This window comes from Aurantimonas manganoxydans SI85-9A1, assembly GCF_000153465.1.
In the GTDB taxonomy this organism is placed as follows: domain Bacteria; phylum Pseudomonadota; class Alphaproteobacteria; order Rhizobiales; family Rhizobiaceae; genus Aurantimonas; species Aurantimonas manganoxydans.
The window spans coordinates 3,481,693-3,504,420 of the sequence record NZ_CH672387.1; the positions used below are offsets into that span (position 1 = coordinate 3,481,693).

Annotated in this window: 13 protein-coding genes and 1 riboswitch; of the genes, 4 read left to right on the plus strand and 9 right to left on the minus strand. The window is 66.9% G+C overall.

The window, feature by feature from the left end:
• Positions 1-91: 91 nt before the first annotated feature.
• Positions 92-3,493, plus strand: a complete 3,402-nt coding sequence (locus SI859A1_RS16395; protein ID WP_009210815.1) for a transglutaminase family protein — start codon at positions 92-94, stop codon at positions 3,491-3,493.
• Between the two features lie 67 nt (positions 3,494-3,560).
• Here the strand turns inward: SI859A1_RS16395 and SI859A1_RS16400 are convergent, their stop codons facing one another.
• Positions 3,561-4,349: an ion transporter gene (locus tag SI859A1_RS16400; protein WP_009210816.1), complete on the minus strand. Its 789-nt coding sequence runs from the start codon at positions 4,347-4,349 to the stop codon at positions 3,561-3,563.
• Between the two features lie 75 nt (positions 4,350-4,424).
• Here SI859A1_RS16400 and SI859A1_RS16405 point away from each other — a divergent pair, with 75 nt between their 5' ends.
• From SI859A1_RS16405 to SI859A1_RS20470, 3 genes are all read left to right on the plus strand, one after another.
• On the plus strand, positions 4,425-6,818 hold the full coding sequence (locus SI859A1_RS16405; protein WP_009210817.1) for a circularly permuted type 2 ATP-grasp protein: 2,394 nt from the start codon (positions 4,425-4,427) through the stop codon (positions 6,816-6,818).
• Positions 6,815-7,711 carry a transglutaminase family protein gene (locus SI859A1_RS16410; RefSeq protein WP_009210818.1) on the plus strand — a complete coding sequence of 299 codons (897 nt, stop codon included), beginning with the start codon at positions 6,815-6,817 and terminating at the stop codon, positions 7,709-7,711. Before SI859A1_RS16405 ends, SI859A1_RS16410 begins: the two co-directional genes overlap by 4 nt.
• Positions 7,712-7,836: 125 nt before the next feature.
• Positions 7,837-8,991 carry a GGDEF domain-containing protein gene (locus SI859A1_RS20470; RefSeq protein ID WP_050767565.1) on the plus strand — a complete coding sequence of 385 codons (1,155 nt, stop codon included), beginning with the start codon at positions 7,837-7,839 and terminating at the stop codon, positions 8,989-8,991.
• A 13-nt stretch (positions 8,992-9,004) separates the two neighbouring features.
• Here the strand turns inward: SI859A1_RS20470 and thiD are convergent, their stop codons facing one another.
• From thiD to SI859A1_RS16455, 8 genes are all read right to left on the minus strand, one after another.
• The gene (gene thiD, locus SI859A1_RS16420; RefSeq protein WP_040325929.1) at positions 9,005-9,817 is read right to left on the minus strand and encodes a bifunctional hydroxymethylpyrimidine kinase/phosphomethylpyrimidine kinase; all 813 of its coding nucleotides are present in this window, start codon (positions 9,815-9,817) and stop codon (positions 9,005-9,007) included.
• Positions 9,818-9,860: 43 nt separating this feature from the next.
• Positions 9,861-9,959, minus strand: a riboswitch (TPP riboswitch).
• Between the two features lie 85 nt (positions 9,960-10,044).
• On the minus strand, positions 10,045-12,273 hold the full coding sequence (glgB, locus tag SI859A1_RS16425; protein WP_009210821.1) for a 1,4-alpha-glucan branching protein GlgB: 2,229 nt from the start codon (positions 12,271-12,273) through the stop codon (positions 10,045-10,047).
• On the minus strand, positions 12,270-15,593 hold the full coding sequence (treS, locus tag SI859A1_RS16430; protein WP_009210822.1) for a maltose alpha-D-glucosyltransferase: 3,324 nt from the start codon (positions 15,591-15,593) through the stop codon (positions 12,270-12,272). The genes glgB and treS overlap by 4 nt, the downstream gene beginning before the upstream one ends.
• Positions 15,594-15,621: 28 nt before the next feature.
• Entirely contained in the window at positions 15,622-17,661 is a 2,040-nt protein-coding gene (locus tag SI859A1_RS16435) for an alpha-1,4-glucan--maltose-1-phosphate maltosyltransferase (RefSeq protein WP_148233877.1), read from the minus strand.
• Between the two features lie 216 nt (positions 17,662-17,877).
• Positions 17,878-18,726, minus strand: coding sequence for a fumarylacetoacetate hydrolase family protein (locus SI859A1_RS16440; protein ID WP_009210824.1), 849 nt, complete (start codon positions 18,724-18,726; stop codon positions 17,878-17,880).
• A 143-nt stretch (positions 18,727-18,869) separates the two neighbouring features.
• Positions 18,870-20,261 carry a guanine deaminase gene (guaD, locus tag SI859A1_RS16445; RefSeq protein ID WP_009210825.1) on the minus strand — a complete coding sequence of 464 codons (1,392 nt, stop codon included), beginning with the start codon at positions 20,259-20,261 and terminating at the stop codon, positions 18,870-18,872.
• Positions 20,258-21,523 (minus strand): urate hydroxylase PuuD, encoded by a 1,266-nt coding sequence (locus SI859A1_RS16450; protein ID WP_009210826.1) that lies wholly within the window; start codon positions 21,521-21,523, stop codon positions 20,258-20,260. Before SI859A1_RS16450 ends, guaD begins: the two co-directional genes overlap by 4 nt.
• Before the next feature lie 114 nt (positions 21,524-21,637).
• The gene (locus tag SI859A1_RS16455; protein WP_009210827.1) at positions 21,638-22,726 is read right to left on the minus strand and encodes a BMP family ABC transporter substrate-binding protein; all 1,089 of its coding nucleotides are present in this window, start codon (positions 22,724-22,726) and stop codon (positions 21,638-21,640) included.
• Positions 22,727-22,728: the final 2 nt, after the last annotated feature.

Below are 22,728 nucleotides of genomic sequence, written 5' to 3' on the forward strand. Positions count from 1 at the left end.
GAGCTTGCCGGGGACCGTCCCGGCCTTATGGTCAAGGAACGTCTGCAGCATCCGCCCCGCCGCGTTCCGAGTGACCTGCACGAAAGTTCCGATGTCGATCCTAGCAGCCCTGCACCATGTCACCCATTACCGCTACGACCGTCCGGTCAGGCTCGGCCCGCAGGTCATCCGGCTGCGGCCGGCGCCGCATTCGCGCACAAGGGTGCCGTCCTACGCGCTGAAGATCCTGCCGGAGAACCACTTCATCAACTGGCAACAGGATCCTTTCGGCAACTACCTCGCGCGGCTGGTGTTCCCGGAGGAAGCCACCGAATTCCGCATCGAGGTCGATCTCCTGGCCGACATGACGGTCTACAATCCGTTCGACTTCTTCGTCGAGGAAGCGGCCGAGGCATGGCCGTTCCAGTACGAGGAGCCGCTGAAGACAGACCTCTCCGCCTATCTCGGTGCAGAGCCCGCCGGTCCGCTGCTGACCCGCTATCTGGAAGACCTCGACCGCAGCGAGACCCATACGGTGGATTTCCTCGTCGGCCTCAACCGGACGCTGCAGCAGGAGATCACCTATCTGGTGCGCATGGAGCCGGGCGTTCAGACGCCGGACGAAACGCTGCAGAACCGCTCGGGCTCGTGCCGCGACACGTCCTGGCTGCTGGTCCAGATCCTGCGCCATCTCGGCTTCGCCGCCCGCTTCGTCTCCGGCTATCTGATCCAATTGAAGCCCGATCAGGTCGCCCTCGACGGCCCCACGGGCACCGATGTCGATTTCACCGACCTGCACGCCTGGGCCGAGGTCTATCTGCCCGGCGCTGGCTGGATCGGCCTCGATCCCACCTCCGGCCTGATGACCGGCGAGAGCCACGTGCCGCTGGCCGCCACGCCGCATTACCGTTCGGCTGCGCCGATCTCGGGCGCCGTCAGCTTCGCCGAGGTCGAATTCGACTTCGAGATGACCGTCGATCGCATCTCCGAACGGCCGCGCGTGTCCTACCCCTTCTCCGAGGAAAGCTGGCAGGCGCTGGACGAACTCGGCGAGACCGTGGACCGCGAACTGGTGGAGAACGACGTCCGCCTGACCATGGGCGGTGAGCCGACCTTCGTCTCGATCGACGAGTTCGAGTCGCCGGAATGGAACGCCGACGCGACCGGCCCGATGAAGCGTGGCCTCGCCGACGACCTGATCCGGCGCCTGCGCGACCGTTTCGCGCCCGACGGTTTCCTGCATTATGGCCAGGGCAAATGGTATCCGGGCGAGACCCTGCCGCGCTGGACCTTCTCGCTTTACTGGCGCAAGGATGGCGTGCCGGTCTGGAAGAACGCCGAACTGGTGGCGCGCGAGACCGAGGCGCGCCCGGTCGGGCCCGAAGAGGCCGAGCGCCTGTCGCGCAAGGTCGCCGAGGCGATCGGCGTGTCGCCCGACTACGCCGCCCCGGCCTATGAGGACTCCGCCTACTGGCTCGCCCGCGAGGCGCAGCTTCCCGAAAATGTCGAGCCGACCGATTCCAAGCTGGAGGACCCGGAGGAACGCGCCCGTCTGGCGACGGTGTTCTCGCGCGGCCTGTCCAAGCCGACCGGCTATGTCCTGCCGGTGCAGGCGTGGCAGGGACGCGGCGAGCGCGCCCTGCGCTGGCAGTCGGAGCGCTGGACGACACGGCGCGGACATCTGTTCCTCGCCCCCGGCGACAGTGCGCTGGGCTACCGCCTGCCGCTCGGCGCGATCCCGCATCTGGAGTCGAAAGACTATCCCTACATCCACCCGGCCGATCCGATGCAGCCCTTCCCGCCGCTGCCGCCGCAGAACCGCACCCAGTACGGCCGCGTCGAAATGCAGAGCCAGCGGGACGACACGGCCGAGCAGACAATGGAGGGCCCCGCCGGAACGATGCGCCAGTCGATCGGCAGCGCCGGCATGACGTCGAGTGCCGGCACCGCGGCGCCGACGCCTCCGGCCGAGCCGAGCCCCAATGCCATCCTCGGCGCGGTGCGCACGGCCATCGCCATCGAGCCGCGCGACGGCAAATTGTGCGTGTTCATGCCGCCGCTGGAGACGGCCGAGGCCTATCTCGACCTCCTCGGCGCGGTCGAGGAGGTGGCGGAAGCCGAAAACCTGCCGATCCAGATCGAGGGCTACGCCCCGCCGGCCGATCCGCGCCTCAACGTCATCCGCGTCGCGCCCGACCCGGGCGTCATCGAGGTCAATGTCCATCCCGCCGCGTCATGGCGCGAGAGCGTCGACATCACGACGGCCGTCTACGAGGAGGCGCGGCAGTCGCGGCTGGGCACCGACAAGTTCATGATCGATGGCAAGCATGCCGGCACCGGCGGCGGTAACCATGTGGTGGTCGGCGGCGCGACGCCGCTGGACTCGCCCTTCCTGCGGCGGCCGGACCTTTTGAAGTCGCTGGTCCTCTACTGGCAGCGCCATCCGTCGCTGTCCTATCTGTTCTCCGGCCTGTTCATCGGACCGACGAGCCAGGCGCCACGCATCGACGAGGCGCGCCACGACCAGCTCTACGAGCTCGAGATCGCCATGGCGCAGATCCCGGAGGATTCCACCTCCGTCGCGCCGTGGATGACTGATCGGCTGTTCCGCAATCTCCTGATTGACGTGACCGGCAACACCCATCGGGCCGAGATCTGCATCGACAAGCTGTTCTCCCCCGACGGTCCGACGGGCCGCCTCGGCCTCGTCGAGTTCCGCGGCTTCGAGATGCCGCCGGACGCGCGGATGAGCCTTGCCCAGCAGCTCCTGATCCGGGCGCTGATCGCCAAGTTCTGGAAGACGCCGGAGACCGGCCGCTTCGTGCGCTGGGGCACCACCCTGCACGACCGCTTCATGCTGCCCGAGTTCGTCTGGCAGGACTTCACCGACGTGCTCGCCGACCTCGGTGCGGCCGGCTATCCGATGCGGGCCGAATGGTTCGAGGCGCAGGCCGAGTTCCGCTTCCCCTTCTGCGGACGGATCGAGCGCAGTGGTGTTTCACTGGAGCTGCGTCAGGCGCTGGAGCCCTGGCACGTGATGGGCGAGACGGGCGCCATCGGCGGCACGGTGCGCTTCGTCGATTCCTCGGTCGAGCGGCTGCAGGCGAAGATGAGCGGCTTCGATCCGGCGCGCCACATGCTCACCTGCAACGGCCGCGAGGTGCCGATGACGCCGACCGGCAGCGGCAAGGACGCGGTGGCGGGCGTGCGCTTCAAGGCGTGGCAGCCGGCCTCGGGCCTGCACCCCACCCTGCCCGTCGACGCGCCGCTGACCTTCGACATCTACGATCGCTGGTCGAAGCGCTCGCTGGGCGGCTGCGTCTATCACGTCGCCCATCCGGGCGGTCGCAACTACGATACGTTCCCGGTCAATTCCTACGAGGCCGAGGCGCGGCGTCTCGCCCGCTTCGAGGAAATCGGCCACACGCCCGGCACCTACGAGCCGATCGGCGAGCGGCCCAACGCGACCTTCCCAACGACCCTCGACCTGCGGCGTCCCGCCGGCCTCGCCTAGGTCGCGATCACAAGGACACCGGCAGGCCCGCACACCACGGGCGGGCCTGCCGGATCGGCCCGCCGCCTCAGGCGAGCCGCGTCTTGATCTCCGCGAGCTCGCTGCGCAGGGCCCGCAACTCGGCGAGCACCTGCATGTTCTCGTCGTGCACCTGCTCCTGCTCGGCCTCGACGACGGCCTGATGCTCCTCCTGCATGGCCGAGACGATGACACCGATGAACAGGTTCAGGACGGCGTAGGTCGTCGACAGGATGAACGGCACGAAGAACAGCCAGGCATGGGGGTGCGCTTCCATCACCGGCCGCACGATGCCCATCGACCAGCTTTCCAGCGTCATCACCTGGAACAGCGTGTAGATCGACGCGCCGATGCTGCCGAACCATTCGGGGAAGGTCGCGCCGTAGAGCTTGGTCGCCATCACCGAGAAGACGTAGAAGACCAGAAGCAGGAGGACGACGATCGAGCCCATGCCGGGCAGCGCCGCAATCAGCCCGCCGATGACCCGGCGCAGCGAGGGCACCACCGAGATCAGCCGCATCACCCGCAGGATGCGCAGGGCGCGCAGCACCGTCAGCGGCCCGGTCGCCGGCATCAGCGCGATCGCCACGATGGCGAAGTCGAACAGGCTCCAGGGATCACGGAAGAACCGCCACCCGAAGGCGTAGATGCGCAGGCAGATCTCGATCACGAAGACGACGACGATCGTCTGGTCGAGCGCCACCAAGAGCGAGCCGAAGGTCGCCATCATCCAGGGATCGGTCTCGAGGCCGAGCGTGATCGCGTTGATCACGATGACGGTGATGATGAAGTATTCCCAGCGGCGCGAGCGCAGCAGGCTGGCAAGGTGTGCGCGCATGGTGTCCAATCTCTTGCTAGGTCCAGAGAGCGAATGCGGCTATAGCCCATCTGGTCAGGAGTTTTACGAAAAAGCATGCAGTTCCGTGATCCCGCGTCCGCTCTCGCCCGCTACGCCGCCCTTGTCGGCACCGGCCATGACGAGATGCTGGCGCGGGACGGCTCGGTGCGTCCGCATTACCGGCCGCTGATCGATGCCTTGGGGACCATGGCGGAGGGCGAGCGCGACGCGCGGTTCCGCAGCGCCCGGCAATATCTCAGCGAAGCCGGCGTCTTCCACCGGGTCTATGGCGACGCGAGCGAGGTCGAGCGCGACTGGCCGCTGTCGCAGCCGCCGCTGGTGCTCGATCCGGCGGCGTGGCAGTCCCTGTCGGATGGGCTGGTCGAACGCGCCGACTTCCTGGAACGGCTGCTGGCCGACCTCTACGGCCAGCGCCGGCTGATCACCGAGGGCACCCTGCCCGGCCCGATCCTCGGCCAGAATCCGGAATTCCTGCGCCCCGTCGCCGACCAGGGACTGTCCGGCGAACCGCTGATCCGCTTCATCGCCATGGATCTCGGCCGCGGTCCCGACGGGCGCTGGTGGGTCCTGGGCGACCGCACACAGGCGCCGTCCGGCGCCGGCTTCGCGCTGGAAAACCGGGTCGCCACCGCCAAGGCCTTCCCCGAACTCACCCGCGACATGAATGTCGAGCGGCTGGCCGGCTTCTTCCAGCGTTTCCGCGACAGCCTCTACAGGCTGGCCGGGCCCGACGCCTCGCGCATCGGCCTTCTGACGCCGGGGCCCCACAACGACACCTATTACGAACAGGCCTATCTCGCCCGCTATCTCGGCCTCCTGCTGCTGGAGGGCGGCGACCTCGTCGTGCATGGCGACCGCGTCGATGTGCGCACCGTCGACGGCACCCGCGCCATCAACGTCCTGTGGCGCCGGCTCGACGCCGATTTCTGCGACCCGCTGGAGCTGTTCTCCGGCTCGCGGATCGGCACGCCCGGCCTGCTGCGCGCCGTCCGCGCCGGGACGCTGGCGATGGTCAACGCGCCGGGCTCGGGCATTCTGGAAAGCCGCGCCCTGATGGCGTTCCAGGAACCGCTGGCCGAGGCGCTGATCGGTCGCCGGCTGGCGCTGCCGACGGTGGCGACATGGTGGTGCGGCCAGGAGGCGGAGCGGGCCCATGTCGCGGCCCATCGCGACCGGCTGCAACTGGCCGACGCGTTCCCGCCATCGGCCACGACCGGCGATGCCGGGCCGGCCTTCGATACCGGCGACAGCGGATCGCGGCTCGTTGCGGAGGGGTTCCGGCTGGTCGGCCAGGAGATCGCTCGCCTGTCCACCGCGCCGGCCTTCGTCGACGGCGTGCTGGAACCGCGACCGGTGACCCTGCGGGTCTTTCTCGCGCGCGACGAGGATGGCTGGCATGTGATGCCGGGCGGCTTTGCCCGCATTGCCGATTCCCGCGACGCCCGTGTCGTCTCCATGCAGAAGGGTGGCCGTTCCACCGACGTCTGGATCCCCTCCGAGACGCCGGCGAGCCCGGTCACGCTGCTCGGCTCGGGCGACCGTTTCCTGCGGCGGCTGCCGGGGGCGCTGCCAGCAAGGGCCGCCGACAATCTCTACTGGCTCGGCCGCTATGCCGAACGCTGCGAGGTCGCCACCCGGCTTCTGCGACTCTACGCGGCACGGGCCGGCGAAGGCCAGCGGCTGGCCGAGGTGGAGGCCAGCGTCGCGACGCTTCTGTCAGGGCTCGGCGTCTCGATCCCGCCGGCGGACCCCGCAACGGGTCTCCTGATGCTGGCCCGCCAGGCCGCCAGCACCGCCTCGCGCATCCGCGACCGGTTTTCGCCCGATGGCTGGCGCAGCCTGAACGAGATCGTCGAGCTGATCGAACAGGCCATCGCCGACGATGACCGGGATATCGTGGCGCTGACCAGCCAGATCCTGACACGGCTGTCGGGCTTCACGGGCCTGGTGCGCGAGAACATGTACCAGTTCACCGGCTGGCGCTTCATGCAATGCGGCCGGCGGATCGAGCGCGGCCAGATGTCGGCGCTGATCGCGGCGACGCTGATGCGCGACGCGCCGCCGGAGGGTGCACTGGAAGCCCTCCTCGAATTCACCGACAGCCGCGTCACCTATCGCCGCCGCTATTCGGTGGATCTGTCGCAGGAGACGGTCGTCGACCTTACCCTTCTCGATCCGCTCAATCCGCGGTCGCTCGCCTTCCAGGTCAATGATCTGGAGGCGCGGCTGGTGGAACTGCCCGGCGTGAAGTCCGGCGAGACGCCGGACATGCTGTTCCGCCGTGTGGCACGCCTCAAGGTCCGGCTGGAAACCGCCGTAGCGGCGGAAGTCGACACCCCCTTCCTCGAACGTGTCGCCGGCGATCTCGGGCTTTTGTCGGATCTGATCGGGCGGCGCTATCTGATGGCCGGGCCGGCGACCCCGACGGACGGGGGCGGCCCGGAATGATCTACGACATTCGCCTGCAGATCGGCTGCGCCTATCCCTCCGCCGTCGCCGATGCCCGCCATCTCCTCTATGCGCGGCCCCGCAACGACAGCGGCCAGCGCGTCCTCGCCTCGACCGTCGTCGTCTCGCCCGATCCCGACGAGCATCATCACGAGCATGATTTCTTCGGCAATCCGGTCGAGGACGTGGCGTTCCGCCGACCGCATGGCGAACTGGCCGTCGAGATGCGCGCCCGCGTGCGGGTCGACCGCGCACCGGTCGACCTGGCGGCAACGCCGACGGCCGATGCCGTCGCCGACGCCGTGATCACCTGGCGCGGCAGCGACGCGCTGTCGCCGATCCATTTCCTCGGCCGCAGTCGCCGCATCGTGCCGGCCAGCGACATCACTGCCTATGCCGCTTCGAGCCTCGACGAGGCGCCGCAGGCGGGCTCGGGAGTGCTGGCGCTGGCCAGGCGCATCCAGGACGAATTCGCCTACGAGCCCGGCGCGACCGACGTGCGCACCGGCGTCGCCGAAGCCTTTGCGCGCCGCCGCGGGGTCTGCCAGGACTTCGCGCATGTGATGGTGGCGGGCCTGCGCGGCGCCGGCATTCCCGCGGCCTATGTCAGCGGCTTCCTGCGCACCGAGCCGCCGCCCGGACAGCCGCGCCTCGAAGGCGCCGATTCCATGCATGCCTGGGCCGCCGCGTGGCTCGGCCCGGATGCCGGCTGGGTCGGGTTCGACCCGACCAACGGCGTCGCGGTGGAACAGGGCCACATCATCGTGGCGATGGGCCGTGACTATGACGACGTCGCCCCGGTCGCGGGTGTCGTCGTAACCGCCGGCCACCAGCAGACCTCGCATGCCGTCGACGTGGTCCCGCTGGACGACGCCAATGCCGCGAGCGACTGAGGCTTCTTGCGGACTCATCGTTGCAAGTCGTAACGAAGCGTCGACATCTTTCGCGCTAGTATCCCTACGTCATCTTCGTTTTTCGCGGGCACATGCAGATCCATACCCCCACGATGCTCCTTGTCTTGAGCGCGCTCTGTTTCAGCGCCAGCCTCTGCCATCTGGTCGAGTGGCGGAATCTGCGCGAGAGGGCGCTGCTGTACTGGAGTGCCGGCATGGGTCTGATCGCGCTGGCTGCGGCCACGGCGCCGCTGCGGGTGTTCGAATTCTATGCGGTGGCCATCGGCGGGGCCAATGCGCTGCTGCTCTCAGGCTACGCGCTGCTCTATGTCGGCTTCGCCCGGTTCTGCGATGTGAAAACGAGCCTCTGGTGGTATGCCGGGCCGGTCGTCTGGCTGCTGTTCTACGGGCTGTCCCCGGCGGCAGGGAGCGTCGAGGCCCGGGTCGCCGTGATCTCGACCATTTCCGCCTTCTATTCGCTGGCCATCGCGCTGACCCTGCTCAACCCGACAGCCCGCAGCGGACCGGCCCTGATCCTCAGCGCGGCCTTCGGTGCGCATGGTCTGTTCTGCGCCCTGCGCGTGATGCTGGTCGGCCTGCCGGCCGCCGTCTCCGACCAGCAATTGATGACCGGCTTCCTGTTCACGCTGGTGATGACCCAGGCGATCCTGATGATCGGTGTGAGTACCTATCTCGTCATCGCCATGGTGCGCGGGCGGCATGAGCAGTCCCTGCGCCGCCTGTCGGAAACCGACTTCCTCACTGGCATCGACAACCGCCGGGCCTTCACGACCAAGGCGACCGCGCTTCTCAACGACGCCGATGCCGGCGACGTGGCCCTGCTCCTGTTCGATCTCGATCGCTTCAAGAAGATCAACGACGATCACGGGCATGGCTGCGGCGACGAGGTCATCAAGCTGTTCGTCGACAGCACCGCCGACCATCTGCGTCCGACCGACGTCTTCGCCCGGCTCGGGGGTGAGGAGTTCGCCGCCCTCGTCCGGCGCCGCGACAAGCACGAGCCGGCGGTCATCGCAAAGGCGATCGTGCGCGGATTTGCCAACCAGGCCCGCACGGTCGGCGGCCGGTCGATCGCGGCCACCGTCAGTGCCGGCGTGGCGACCAACGAGGCGAACCGCGACCTGAACGGCCTGCTGACGGCCGCCGACCAGGCGCTCTACCGCGCAAAATCCATGGGCCGCGACCGCGTCGAGGCTGTCGCGGTGGACGTCCAGGAGGCTGGACCGCCTGCGGACGACGCCCTGCTGCAGGCTTCCTGAGCCGAGCGCCGAGCTACCAGTAACGGTGGAAATGGTGCGTCGGACCGTGCCCCGATCCGACGTCGAGCCGATCCGCCGCACCGATGGCGCCCGCAACAAACGCCTTGGCGATCCTCACCGCGGCGAACGCGTCGCCGGTCAGCGCCAACTGCGCCGCCAGCGCCGAGGACAGGGTGCAGCCAGTGCCATGGGTGTTGCGGGTTTGAAGTCGCGCGCCCTCGAACCATTGACCCTGCGTGGTCGTGACCAGCAGGTCCGGGCTATCGTCGCCGCCCAGATGACCGCCCTTCAACAGCGCCGAGCCGCAGCCCAGCGCCTGCAGACGGGTCGCCGTGGCCTCCATCTCGGTGCGGTCGGTGGCTTCCGCCGCATCGAGCAGCACCGCCGCTTCCGGCAGGTTCGGCGTGATCATGTCGGCAAGGGGTACGAGTTCGCTGCGTAACGCCGCCACGGCCTCCTCGGCCAACAGCCGGTCGCCGCCCTTGGCGACCATGACCGGGTCGAGAACGACGTTTCGCGCCTTGTGCCGTTTCAGCGCATCGGCGACGGCACGGGCGATCCCGGCGGTGGCGATCATGCCGATCTTCACCGCATCGACGCGGATATCGGCAAAGACCGCGTCGATCTGGCGGGTGACGAAGTCGGGCGAGACCAGTTCGACGCCGCTGACGCCTCGCGTGTTCTGGGCGGTCAGCGCGGTGATGACCGCCATGCCATAGACGCCGTTCGCCGCGAAAGTTTTGAGATCGGCCTGGATGCCGGCCCCGCCGGACGGGTCCGAGCCGGCGATCGAGAGAACGTTGCGGATGGTGGACTGGCTTGGCATCAAGGTCGGCTCCTGGCCGACGACGAGCCCGACGGAGCATGTGAGAGACCCCGCCGCGACTCCCTCCGCCGGCATTATCCGGGTCAGGTTCGAAGGGTGCTTCTCAGCCTGCCGTTTCCGGCAGGCGCCCCCGTCACGCATTCGGTTCTACGCGGTCAACGCCCTCATGTCAGCAGCGCCCGCGACGGAACGGCGGCGATGAGGCCGCCTCCCCGATTTGCAGTGGCTCAGTCTTGCTGCACAAGCACGACGGTGCCGAGCGGCGGCAGCGACAGCGGGATCGAGTAGGGCCGGCCGTGCACCGACACCTCTTCGGCGTCCTTGCCGCCCATGTTGCCGACATTGGAGCCGCCGTAGATCTCCGAATCGGTGTTCAGGCGTTCGACCCATTTGCCGGGCAGCGGCACGCCGATGCGGTAGTCGTGGCGTGGCACCGGCGTGAAGTTCGACACGATCAGCACCGGATTACCGGCGCGGTCCTTGCGCATGAAGGCGATGACGCTCTGCTCGACATTCGACGTGTCGACCCATTCGAAGCCGGCCGGATCGCAGTCGAGTTCGTAGAGCGCCGGGATCTCGCGATACATGGTGTTGAGATCGCGGACGAGGCGGCGCATGCCCTCATGACCGGGCTGATCGAGGAGGTGCCAGTCGAGGGAGCGGTCGTGGTTCCACTCGCCGACCTGCCCGAACTCGCCGCCCATGAAGATCAGCTTCTTGCCGGGATGGGTCCACATGAAGCCGAAATAGGCCCGCAGATTGGCGAATTTCTGCCACTCGTCGCCCGGCATCTTGCCGAGCAGCGAGCCCTTTCCGTAGACCACCTCGTCATGGCTTAGCGGCAGGACGAAGTTCTCCGAATAGGCGTAGACCATGCCGAAGGTCATGTGGTGGTGGTGGTAGCGCCGGTTGATCGGGTCTTCCTGCATGTAATGCAGGGTGTCGTGCATCCAGCCCATGTTCCACTTGAAGTGGAAGCCGAGGCCGCCGGCGAAGGTCGGGCGTGACACGTCCGGGAAGGCCGTCGATTCCTCGGCGTGGGTCGTCGCCTTGGGATAGTACTCGCCGACCCGCTCGTTGGTGTCCTTCAGGAACGCCATGGCCTCGAGGTTCTCGCGCCCGCCATGGATGTTGGGCTCCCATTCGCCGTGCTCGCGCGAATAGTCGAGATACAGCATCGAGGCAACCGCATCGACGCGCAGGCCGTCGATGTGGAAGCGGTCGAGCCAGTAGAGGCCGTTGGCGACCAGGAAGTTCTCCACTTCCGGCCGGCCGTAATCGTAAATCAGCGTGTTCCAGTCCTTGTGGAAGCCGCGACGCGGATCGGGATGCTCGTAGAGCGCGGTGCCGTCGAACTGGCCGAGACCGTGGGTGTCGGTCGGGAAATGACCCGGAACCCAGTCGAGGAGCACCCCGATGCCGGCCTGATGCAGCGCATCGACGAGGCGTGCGAAGCCTGCGGGCGACCCGAAGCGCGAGGTCGGCGCGTAGAGGCCGATCGGCTGGTAGCCCCAGGATCCGTAGAAGGGATGCTCGGAGACCGGCAGCAATTCCACATGGGTGAAGCCCATGTCGCGGACATAGGGCACCAGTTCGGCGGCCAGTTCGTCATAGTCGAGATAGGCATTGTCCGGACCGCGCCGCCAGGAGCCCAGATGCACCTCGTAGATCGAGATCGGCTTCTCGCGATCCTGCCAGTCGGCTGCATGGGCCTGAAACTCGTCGTCCTTCCATTCGTGCTCGACGAGGCCGTCGACGATGGAGCCGGTCGACGGTGCCATCTCCTGCAGGAAGCCGACGGGATCGGTCTTCAGCGGCAGCAGGTTTCCGTCCGCGCCGATGATCTCGTATTTGTAGACCTCGCCGCGCCCGACGGCGGGGATGAACAATTCCCACACGCCGCACTCATGGCGCTTGCGCATGACATGGCGGCGGCCATCCCAGGAATTGAAATTGCCGACCACGGACACCCGCCGGGCGGCCGGCGCCAGCACCGCGAAGGCCGTGCCCTCGACGCCATCCATGACGGTCGGATGGGCGCCGAGCTTCTCATAGAGGCGGTAGTGATTGCCTTCCGCCAGAAGATAGACGTCCTGCTCGCCCAGCACCGTGCCGAAGCGATAGGTGTCCTCTTCCTGCCAGCGTTCGCCGCCATGGCTGAACTGCAGGCGATAGGCGTCGTCCGGTTTCAGGCCGGACACGTAGCCCGAATGGAAGCCGTCGGCACCGCCCGCTTCCAGCTCGCCCAGGAGCTTGCCCGTCCTGTCCACGACCGCGGCCGTCTCGGCACCGGGCCGGAAGACGCGCACGATGGTGCCGCCGTCGGCCTTGCGCGGTCCGAGCACGCCGAAGGGATCGCCGTGAATGCCGCGGCCGATGGCATCGATCTGATGCGCGTCGGCGCGATGGTCGGTGGAAGCGGCCGCTCCGCGCGAAGAGGAACTCGTCAGCGTCATTTCAAAACCTGTCGTTTCTCGAGGAGCGCCACGATTCCCCGCAGCGGGATCGACAGCCATGCGGGGCGCATCGTCGCTTCGTAGCGCAGTTCATAGAAAGCCTTCTGGAGCACGAAGAGATCCAGCAACTGCCCGGTCGCCGGGTCGGCAAGCGACATGCCGGAGGCCTCGCTCCAGCGCGCAAGGAAGGTCTCGGTGACCTCGTCGCGCCAGCTCTCGGCCATTTCGCGCAGCCGCTCGACGGTGCCCTCGTCGGCGGGGCCCGCCTTGTCGCGAGCCGAGAAGGCGGCGTAATCGAAGGAACGGATCATGCCGGCCACGTCCCGCAGCGGCGAGGATTTGCGCCGCCGCTCTTCGAGGTCGCGGCCCGGCTCGCCCTCGAAATCGAGGATCGCCACGTCGTTCTTGGCGACCAGAACCTGGCCCAGATGGTAGTCGCCGTGGATCCGGGTCCGGTGCGAATTGACCGTCAGCTCCATGAAGCCGTCGAACCAGGTCAGGATGTCCTTTTCGGCCCCAAGCAGGCGATCGACGTCCAGACCGATGCCGTCGCCGGCATTGTCGCGCATGCGACGCAGCACGGTCAGCGCATCCGTCGCCTCGCGCTTGGCCTCGGCCAGCATCTCCGCCAGCGAGGCGGTGTCGATCGGCTCCGGATCGAAGGCCGGATCGCCGGTGACCGTCGCCAGCGCCGCGTGCATCTCGCCGGTCCGTGTTCCGAGCACGTCGCCGACATCAATCTGGATGGCGAGCTTCAGATCGCTCATCGGCGCTATCTCGGCACCGTCTTCCGTGGCCGGCTCGTTGGAATAGGCGTGGTCGCGCAGGTAGCGCGCCAACGCATCGGTGACGACGGTCCAGGCGTCGCCCTGGTTGCGGACCTGCTCGAACAGGGCCGCGATCGCCGTGCGGCTGCCGTCCTCGCGCACCAGTTCGATCGAGCCAAGCAGCGCGGGCGCAGCCTCGAAATCGGTCTTCTCGGTAAGGAAGCGGGTGATCTCGAGTTCCGGCTGAATGCCGTCACGCAAGCGGCGGTAGAACTTCAGGATCGCCTCGTCCCCGACAAGGACGGAGGTGTTCGACTGCTCGCCGGCGATCGCATGGATTTGTTCCGGCTCGACGAGCAACGCTCTGGCCAGCGTGTCGCGTTCGGTCTCCGACGCGGCGACGTGCAGGGACGCACCGCCGAGGTCGATATCGACGCCTGCCGCGATCAGTGAGACGACGAGCTTGGCGAGATCCGGGTCGCGCGTGCCGTCGACCACCGCGCCGATGCGCGGCCCCTGCCGGATCTTGGTCAGGGTGTAGGGCAGCAACGGCGCTTGCGAGTTCAGGTTCTCTTCGCCCCATTTGGCGCTGAGCGGCATGAAGTAGCGGTGCTGGCCGTCCTCCGCCTCGACGACGATCTCGTTGAAGAGATGGCGGCGGGAATTCGGCGTCGGCGGTCCGAGCACTTCCAGCGAGACGCTGCGCTGCCCCTCCGCCTTGGCGGCGAACCAGCGCTGCCCGCGGACGAATTCCGGCAGCACCGATTCCAGTTCGTGCTGATTGCGCGCATTGATCGTACCCTTCAGATCGCCAGAGACGACCAGGGTCGAGAAGGCCGGCAGCGGCGTCGGCTCGGGCGCCCTCGTCGCGCTCGCGGCGAGGTCGAACCAGAAGAAGCCGAAGGCCGGCAGAGTGAGCATGTAGGTGCCCGTCCCGATCTGCGGGAAGGTCGACAGACCCAGCATCTCCACCGGCATAACGCCGGCGAAATCGGCGAGTTCGAGCTCAACCGCCTGCGCCGAGGACGACAGATTGGCCACGCACAGGATGCGCTCGTCGCCATATTCGCGCAGATAGGCAAGAATCTTGCGGTTCGACGGATAGAGGAACTTCACCGTGCCGCGGCCGAAGGCTTCCTTGGTACGCCGGACCTGGATCAGGCGCCGCATCCAGTTGAGCTGCGACGCCGGGTTGTTCGACTGCGCCTCGACGTTGACGGCCTGGTAGCCATAGACCGGGTCCTGGATCACCGGCAGGTAGAGCCGCTGCGGATCGGAGCGGGAGAACCCGCCATTGCGGTCGGCCGACCACTGCATCGGCGTGCGCACGCCGTCGCGATCGCCGAGATAGTAATTGTCGCCCATGCCGATCTCGTCGCCGTAATAGACGGTCGGCGTGCCGGGCATCGACATCAGCAGTGCGTTGAGAAGCTCGACCTTGCGGCGGTCGTTGCCCATCAGCGGGGCGAGCCGGCGGCGGATGCCGAGATTGATCCGGGCGCGGGTGTCGGCCGCATAGGTCGACCAGAGATAGTCGCGCTCCTCCTCGGTGACCATTTCCAGCGTCAGCTCGTCATGGTTGCGCAGGAAGATTGCCCACTGGCAGTTGGCCGGAATCTCCGGCGTCTGCCGCATGATATCGGTGATCGGGTGCCGGTCTTCCTGCGCCACCGCCATGTACATGCGCGGCATCAGCGGGAAGTGGAACGCCATGTGGCACTCGTCGCCGTCGCCGAAATAGGGACGGGTGTCCTCCGGCCACTGATTGGCCTCGGCCAGGAGCATGCGGTCGGGATAGTGCTTGTCCAGATTGGCGCGGATCGCCTTCAGGACATCGTGGGTCTCCGGCAGGTTCTCGTTGTTGGTCCCTTCCCGCTCGACCAGATAGGGGATCGCGTCGAGCCTCAGCCCGTCGACGCCCTTGTCCAGCCAGAAGTGCATGACTGACAGCACTTCCTCCAGAACCTTCGGATTGTCGAAGTTCAGGTCCGGCTGGTGGGAGAAGAAGCGGTGCCAGAAATACTGCTTGGCGACCGGGTCCCAGGTCCAGTTCGACGTCTCGGTGTCGGTGAAGATGATCCGGGTCAGATCGTAACCCTTGTCGTCGTCGGCCCAGACATAGAAGTCGCGCTCGGGCGAGCCCTTGGGCGCGTTGCGGGCGGCCTGGAACCAGGGATGCTGGTCGGAGGTGTGGTTGATGACCAGCTCGGTGATCACCCGCATACCGCGGTGATGCGCCTCGGCGATCAGCCGCTCCACGTCCTCGATATTGCCGTAGGACGGATTGACCGAGCGATAGTCGGAGATGTCGTAGCCGTCGTCGCGCAGCGGCGAGGGATAGAACGGCAGCAGCCAGATCGCCGTCACGCCCAGCGCTTGAATGTAGTCCAGCTTCTCCAGCAGTCCCGCAAAGTCGCCGATCCCGTCCCCGTTGGAATCGAGATAGGTCTTCACGTGGAGCTGGTAGATGATCGCGTCCTTGTACCAGTCCGCGGCATCCGGATCGGGTCCGGTGGCGTGATCGGTCGGCTGGACGGAGACTTGTTCGTTCATGGAGAGGCTGCTTCCCGAAAGATTGGTGTCAGCGTGAGATCTTGAAGACCGCGTAAGGCCGTTCCTGCGGATTCAGCCACCAGTGCTGAATCTTGCCGTGCCAGGCGAATTCGCGTCCGTCGAACATGTCGGTGACCCGGACCGTGCCGTCGTCGGGCAGGCCAAGCTCCCACATCGGCACCTCGAAGTGACCGCCCTGTGCCGAATGCGGATCGAGATTGACGAGGAACAGCAGGAACGAGGAGCGATCCTGCGTCCGCTTGCCATAATAGAGGATCTGGTCGTTCCAGAAATTGTAGAACGCCAAACTGCGGAAATCCTGCAGTGCCGGCTCATCCCGGCGGATCCGGTTGAAGAAGGCGATGTCCTCGCGGATGTTGCCCTCGGCCTTCCAGTCGAAGGCGCGGATCTCGTATTTCTCGGAGTTGAGATATTCTTCCTTGCCGGGCACGGGCAGGAATTCGCACAGCTCGAAGCCGGAATAGACGCCGTAATTGCCGCCGAGCGAAGCCGCCAGCGCCAGCCGGGTCTGGAAGCCGGGGCGGCCGCTGACCTGCAGATAGACCGGGTTGATGTCCGGCGTGTTGACGAAGAAATTCGGCCGCATGTACTCGGCGCATTCTTCCTGCGTCAGTTCGGTCAGATATTCGACCAGCTCCGCCTTGGTGTTGCGCCAGGTGAAGTAGGAATAGGACTGGTTGTAGCCGACCTTGGCAAGCCGCTTCATCACCTTCGGCCGGGTGAAAGCCTCAGCAAGGAAGATCGCGCCGGGATCGACCTTGCGAACTTCGGCGATCATCCACTCCCAGAAGGGAAACGGCTTGGTGTGCGGATTGTCGACGCGGAAGATCCGCACGCCCTTGTCCAGCCAGAACAGCACGATGTCGCGCAGGGCGTACCAGATCGACGGCAGCGCGCCGCGGTAGAAGTGGACGTTGACGATGTCCTCGTACTTCTTCGGCGGGTTCTCTGCGTATTTGATGGTTCCGTCGGGCCGCCAGTCGAACCACTCCGGATGCTCCCTGATCCACGGATGGTCGGGCGAGCACTGGATGGCGAAGTCGATCGCGACCTCGAGCCCGTGGTCGCGCGCCCGCGAGACCAGCCGGGCGAAATCCTCGAAATTGCCGAGCTCCGGGTGGATCGCGTCGTGGCCGCCCTCGGGCGAACCGATGGCGTAAGGGCTGCCGGGATCGGTGGGGCTCGGCGTCAGAGTGTTGTTGCGACCCTTGCGGTTGGCGGTGCCGATGGGGTGGATCGGCGGGAAATAGAGGACGTCAAAGCCCATGTCCTGAATGTCGGGCAGCCGGTCGATGACGTTGTCGAAGGTCCCGTGGCGGTCGACATCGCCGGACTGGGAGCGCGGGAACAGCTCGTACCAGGCGGAAAAACCCGCCGCCGTGCGATCCACCCAGACCGGGACGTTGCCCGGATAGCGCGAGAGGTTGGTGCGCTGTCCGGCGACGGCCAGCAGCGCGATCGTCTCGGGGTCCTGCAGCAGATGATACTGGCCGTCGGCGTCGCCCTTGGCCTGCAACGCTTCCAGCTTCTCGTGCAGCCGCGAAATCCCGTCCTGCTGCGCCCTAGTGCCCCGGCCGGATTCGCGGGCCGCGCGAACCAGTTCGCGCCCCTCGGTCAGTTCCAGATCGGTCAGCTTGCCGGCATCGCGCTTCTTCTTCGCCTCGTCACGCCACGTCGCGTGCAGATCGCGCCAGGCAATGACCGAGAAGCGATACGGGCCCGGCTTCTCGAAGACGATCTCGGCCGACCAGCGATCGTTCTCGACGAAGATCAGCGGCGTCTCGTCCCACTCCTCGGCATCGGCCGGCCCGTAGATGACGGCGGCGGCGATCTTGTCATGGCCATCGGAAAAGACATCAGCCTCGACGACCAGCGGTTCGCCTTCCAGCCGCTTCACCGCGAAGCGTCCGCCATCGATTTCCGGCGTGACCGTCTCGATCGCGATGCGGTTCTGCGCGAGCGCCAGGAGGGCCGCCTCGCCGGTCGGAGCCTCTGCCGCCTTGCGGGACGTACGGGATGCGCGCGCGGGCTGGACTGCCTTGGCCATGAAAATCCTTCCCCAGATCGGAAAGCCGTCCCCCGGAATTTCAGGGCGGCATCGAAGGCGACAAACGCGCCCGGTGCAGTATCGATCCCCTCTCCCGCGGTTCCTTTCGCGGTGACGGCAAAGCAACCGGAGCAGCGCCGCCTTCTAAGAAGAAAGCCGCCCGCAGGCGCAATGTTCCGTCCCGCCTCGCATCCGTTGCAGGCGGGACGGCCCCGGTCAGCTGGTGGCGGCCCGGATGGTCTGGCGCTGTTCTCCCAGATGGGTGCCGCCCAGAGTGACGATATCGCCGGGCTTCAGGAAGACCGGTGGCTTCATTCCCATGCCGACACCAGGCGGCGTGCCGGTGGTGATGACGTCGCCGGGCATCAGCCGCATGAACTGCGAGATGTAGGAGACCAGCGTGCGGACCCCGAAGATCATGGTCGCCGTGGAGCCGGTCTGCATGCGCTCGCCATTGACGTCGAGCCAGAGATCGACGGCCTGCGGGTCGCCCAGCGTTTCGGGCGTCACCAGCCAGGGGCCGAGCGGGCCGAAGGTCGGGGCACTCTTGCCCTTCATCCACTGGCCGCCGCGCTCGATCTGGAAGCTGCGCTCGGAGACGTCGTGGCAGAGGCAGAAGCCGGCGACGTGATCCATCGCATCGGCTTCCGATACGTAACTCGCCTCGTCGCCGATCACGATGGCGATCTCGACCTCCCAGTCGAGCTTGTCGGAGCCGCGCGGCACGATGACATCGTCATGGGGACCGACGATGCAGGAGGGCGCCTTGTTGAAGAGGATCGGCTCCTTCGGAATGTCGGCGCCGGTCTCCTTGGCGTGGTCGCTGTAGTTGAGCCCGACCGCGATGAAATTGCCGACCCGGCCGACGGGCGAGCCGATGCGATGCGACGGGTCGGCCTTGGCGAGGCTCTTCGGATCGATCGCCCGGATCCGCTCCATCTGGGCCCGGCCGAGAAACTCGCCGGCGATGTCGCCGACATCCTCCGACAGATCCCGCAACACGTGATCGTCGTCGATCAGTCCCGGCTTCTCGTTGCCGGCCTCGCCGTATCGTACCAGTCGCATCCGATATTCCTTCTCCAGCGCCGCCCGGGCGGCATGGTCTGGCAGAAGAGATAGACGGCAATGGCGTCATGTCGCGGCATCGCCGCGACTTTTATGGTGCTGCCAGCAATTTCAGCCGGTTGCGCGGCGCTCGAACCGTGCGCTCATTGCGGTGCCTCACCCTGGCTGCCGGTTACGGACATCGGCGCCGGATCGGCGCGCGGCGGTAGCGTGCGTGCAGGCAGCGCCCGGTCATAGGCGCGGCGGCCCTCGACATAGGTCGCCACCGTCGCCCGGTCGTCGCCGAGCACGATCAACGCGAAAAGCTCCTCCTCCAGCGTCTCGACCCGCTCCATGCGCCGACGCATCGCGGCGGTCGCGTGGCTGTCGAGAACGACGAAATCGGCCTCCATGCCCGGCGCGATCCTCCCGATGCGATTGTCGAGGCCCATGGCGGCCGCATTGCCGGCGGTCAGCATGTGGAAGGCGTCGAAGGCCGGCAGGCGCTGGCCGGCAAGGGCGAGCACCTTGTAGCCCTCCGACGCGGTCCGCAGCATGGAATAGCTGGTGCCGCCGCCGATATCGGTCGCGATGCCGGCGAGGATGCCGGCCTCGCGCATGCCGGCGAGATCGAACAGGCCGGAGCCGAGAAACAGGTTCGAGGTCGGGCAGAACACCGCCGTCGCCCCGCCCGCCGCCAGGGCGCCGCGTTCGCGCGCGGACAGATGGATGCAATGGCCGAACATCGCCTTCGGCCGCACGAGGCCGTAGCGCTCGTAGACCTCGGTATAGTCCTTCGACCAGGCGAACGCCTTGCGCACGAAGGCGATCTCGGCGGTGTTCTCGGACAGATGCGTCTGGATGTGGAGCTCGGGATACTCGCCCGCCAGCATCTCGCAGGCTTCCAGCTGCGCCTCGGTGGAGGTCGGCGCGAAGCGCGGCGTGATGGCATAGTCGAGCCGCCCTTTCCCATGCCAGCGCTCGATCAGTTCCTTGGACTGCTGGTAGCCGGTCTCGGCCGTGTCGAGCAGCGCCGCGGGGGCGTTGCGGTCCATCATCACCTTGCCGGCGACCATGCGCATGCCGCGCCGCCCGGCGTCGGCGAAAAAGGCGTCGACGCTTTCGCGATGGCTGGTGCAATAGACCCCGGCGGTGGTGGTGCCGTTGGCCAGCAATTCGTCGAGCAGGAAACGCGAGGCGGCCTCGGCGACGGCCGGATCGCCGTAGCGGCTCTCCTCCGGGAAGGTGTATTTCGCCAGCCATTCCATCAGTTCGGCGCCATAGGAGGCGATGACCTGGGTCTGGGGCATGTGCAGATGCGGGTCGATGAAGCCCGGCATCAGCAGATGCGGACGGTGGTCGACGAGGGGCGTGTCGGGCAGCAGCCGGCGCAGGATATCCGCCGCTTCGCCCACCTCGCGGATGACGCCGTTCTCGACGACGACGATGCCGTCCGCGACATAGCGCACGGCACGCGCCTCGCCCTCCTCCGCCGGATCGGCGTCGAACCACAGAAGCCGCGCCCTGAGCGCGGTGCCGCCACCGGGGCGCTTCACCGCGAGGCTCCCGCCACATAAAGGCCCGAGCCCGAGGCGATCCAGGCTGCCAGCGTTTCGCGCTCGGCCGGCTCGATACCGGTGATGTTGCCGGGCGGCATGGCATGGCTGCGCACCGCCTGCCGCTCGATCAGCGGCGCGTAGTGGATGATCTCGTCGGCGGTCTCCAGCCGCACATCCTTCGGCGCGTGGCCGATGCCGGGCCAGAGCGGTTCGTCGGCATGGCACATGGAGCAGCGCGCCATGACGATGGCCTGCGCGTCCTCGAAATGGGGCGAGGCGGCCAGCGCCATCTGTGGGTCGCCGTCCCAGCGGCGGGCGGGGCCGTCCTCGGCGGCAACGGCCGCTTTGTCGCTCCAGCCGGGGGCACCGGACAGGGTGATGACGGCGGCAAACAGGACGCCGGCGACGGCCCAGCACCACCAGAGCTGCCGGCCCGTCGCATGCATGGTGTTGAAGAAATGCCGGACCACCGCACCGATCAGGAGCACCAGCCCGGCGATCGCCCAGTTCCACTCGGTGGCGAAGGCCAGCGGGTAGTGGTTGGACAGCATCAGGAAGATGACCGGCAGGGTCAGGTAGTTGTTGTGCAGCGAGCGCTGCTTGGCCTCCTTGCCGAGCCGTGCCTCTGGCGTGCGGCCGGCCTTGAGGTCCGCGACGACGATGGTCTGGTTCGGGATGATGGTCAGGAAGACGTTGGCGGTCATGATCGTCGCGATCATCGCGCCGGTGTGGAGCATGGCGCCGCGGCCGGAAAACACCTGCGCAAAGAGATAGCTCGCCAGCACCACATAGACGAAGAGCGCCGCCAGCAGCGCCGTGTCGTTGTTCTTCAAAGGCGACTTGCAGAGCCCGTCATAGACCACCCAGCCGAGCGCCAGGCCGCCGATCCCGATGGCCGTCGCGCCCCAGACCGGCAGATCGGCGCGGCTCGGATCGATCAGATAGAGCTCGGCCCCGACGTAATAGACCAGGAACAAGAGCGCCGCCCCCGACAACCAGGTGGCGTAGCTCTCCCATTTGAACCAGGTCAGGTCCTCGGGCATGTGGCCCGGCGCGACCATGTATTTCTGCACATGGTAGAATCCGCCGCCATGCACCTGCCAGGCCTCGCCGCCGACGCCTTCCGGCAGCTCACGCGAGCGCCTGAGGCCGAGATCGAGGGCAATGAAATAGAAGGACGAGCCGATCCACGCGATGGCGGTGATCACATGCACCCAACGCACGGCGAAGCCCAGCCATTCGGCAAAATAGGTCCACATCGGCGAAACGTCCCTTACGTGAAAACGGCGGCGAAAGGTCCAGAGGGACGCTCCGCCGCCGACAGGCTGGCCGGAGCGGTCCGCGACGGGACCGCTCCGCAACTCCAGGCGTGATCAGTTCTGCACGCCCTCGACATACCAATCCATCTTGAGCAGGTCGCCGTCGGGGATGACCTCACCCTCGGCAGCGCGCTCCTCGCCGGCCTGATCCTTGATCGGTCCGGTGAAGATCTCGTAATTGCCGGCCTTGGTGTCGTCGACGACCTTCTGGGCGGCCGCCTTCACGTCATCGGGCATCTTGTCGTTGAACGGGCCCATCTCGACCTCGCCCTCGGCCATGCCGAGCCAGACATTGTCGGCTTCCCAGGTGCCGTCCAGCAGCGCCTCGACCCGCTTGACGTAATAGGGACCCCACTGGTCGACGATCGCGGTCATGTGGGCGTTCGGCGCGAAGCTGGTCATGTCCCAGGCCTGGCCGAAGGCGATGGCGCCGGCCTCTTCGGCGGCCTGCAGCGGAGCTGGCGAGTCGGTGTGCTGGGTGATGACGTCGGCGCCCTGGCTCAGCAGCGCCTTGGCGGCGTCGGCTTCCTTGGCCGGGTCGTACCAGGACGAGACCCAGACGACCTGGGTGGTGAACTCCGGATTGACCTTGCGGGCGGCCAGGGTGAAGGCGTTGATGCCCATCACCACCTCGGGGATCGGGAAGGAGGCGATGTAGCCGGCCTTGCCCGTCTCCGACATCATGCCGGCGATCGTGCCGAGCACGGCGCGGCCCTGATAGAAGCGCGAATTGTACAGGCCCATGTTGTCCGAGCCGGTCTGGTAGCCGGTCGCGTGCTCGAACTTCACGTCCGGGAACTGCTTGGCCACCTTGATCGTCGGGTTCATGAAGCCGAACGACGTCGTGAAGATGATGTCGTTGCCTTCCTGGGCGAGCTGGCGGATGACGCGCTCGGCGTCCGGCCCTTCGGCGACGTTCTCGACATAGGAGGTCTCGACCTTGTCGCCGAGCTTCTCCTCGAGATATTTGCGGCCCTGGTCGTGGGCGTAGGTCCAGCCGTAGTCGCCGATCGGACCGACATAGACGAAGGCGGCCTTGACGGTGTCCTTGCCGTCCTGGGCGAAGGCCGGCAGGGCGAAGGATGCGGCGGCGGCGAGCCCGACGGCTCCGGCCATCAGTCGGCGTCTGGTGGTGTCGAACATCT